This window comes from Bacillus sp. 05T31 (genome assembly GCF_056396725.1).
This window is the reverse complement of the sequence record NZ_JBFTMA010000896.1, coordinates 1-1,421: the sequence shown is the minus strand read 5'-3', so window position 1 is coordinate 1,421 and position 1,421 is coordinate 1. Positions and strand designations below refer to the sequence as shown.

At 37.8% G+C, this 1,421-nt stretch carries 1 protein-coding gene and 1 pseudogene; both read left to right on the top strand.

Going from position 1 to position 1,421, the window contains the following annotated elements; genetic code table 11:
• Positions 1–24 precede the first annotated feature (24 nt).
• Positions 25–588, top strand: a complete 564-nt coding sequence (gene lepB, locus AC1DJR_RS29655; protein WP_002011277.1) for a signal peptidase I — start codon at positions 25–27, stop codon at positions 586–588.
• A gap of 117 nt (positions 589–705) precedes the next feature.
• A pseudogene (locus AC1DJR_RS29650) lies at positions 706–1,421 on the top strand (helicase-exonuclease AddAB subunit AddB); the annotation flags it as partial.

Genomic DNA, 1,421 nt, shown 5'->3' with positions numbered 1-1,421 from the left:
ATTAAAGGGCGAGGGGAGAAGCGAATGAAGAAAACTTTGAAAAAAGAAGGGCTAGAGTGGGTAAGAACAATTTTAATTGGTGTACTATTAGCTGTATTTTTTCGAACGTTTTTCTTTTCAACGTACGTTGTAGAGGGGAAGTCAATGATGCCGACATTGCAAGATGGAAATATGCTCGTTGTGAATAAGGTGAGTTATCAAGTAGGGGACTTGAATCGATTTGATGTCGTCGTTTTTCATGCGAATAAAAAAGAGGACTATGTAAAGCGAATTATCGGTTTACCTGGGGATCATATCGAATATAAGCATGATAAATTATATATAAACGGACAATTCGTGGATGAACCTTATTTAGAGACGTATAAGAAAGAGACAAATGGACGGCAATTAACAGGCGATTTTAAACTAGAAGAGTTAACGAAAGAAAAGTTCGTACCACCCGGTTCTATTTTTGTAGTTGGTGACAACCGCCTTGGTAGCTGGGATAGTAGGCACTTCGGTTTTGTGAAAGCTGATACAGTTGTCGGTAAAGTTGATTTACGATATTGGCCGATTCAAGAGGTACAAACGAATTTTTCAAAAGGCTGATATAATAAAATGAAGTATAAGGAAAAGACAAACGAGTATGTTTGTCTTTTTTATCGTCCTATAATACAATTGTGATAGCAAACTAACGTTCGTTATGTAAGTGAAAGGTGGGGTTTCATGTCACTTCGATTTGTGATTGGTAGAGCTGGAAGTGGAAAAAGTACACTTTGTTTACACGAAGTGCAAGAAGAGTTAAAACAGCGCCCAAGAGGGAAAACAATATTATATCTTGTGCCAGAACAGATGACATTCCAAACGCAGCAGGCGTTAATTGGGAGCGAAGATGTAAGAGGTTCTATTCGGGCACAAGTTTTTAGTTTTTCGCGATTAGCKTGGAAGGTGCTGCAAGAAGTTGGCGGAGCGAGTCGTCTTCATATTGATGAAGCGGGTGTACATATGTTGCTTCGTAAAATTGTAGAATCTCGTAAAGATGGACTATCTGTGTTTCAAAAAGCAGCGGAGCAAAACGGTTTCTTTGAACACCTTGGTAGTATGATTGCTGAGTTTAAACGTTACAATGTGACGCCGTCTAACGTATATGAAATGTGGCAACAATTAGACACGCATAGCAGTAGTGCAGAGCAAAAGCTACTAGCGAATAAAGTGTATGATTTACAGTTACTATATGATGATTTTGAACGTGCTTTAATCGGAAAGTATTTAGATTCAGAAGACTACTTACAATTATTAATTGAGAAGCTTTCAGACTCTGAGTATGTAAAAGGCGCGGAAATTTATATAGATGGATTCCATTCATTTTCTCCTCAAGAGCTAGAAATCGTTAGAGGGCTAATGAGATTAGGAACAAGAGTAACAATAACATTAACGATAGA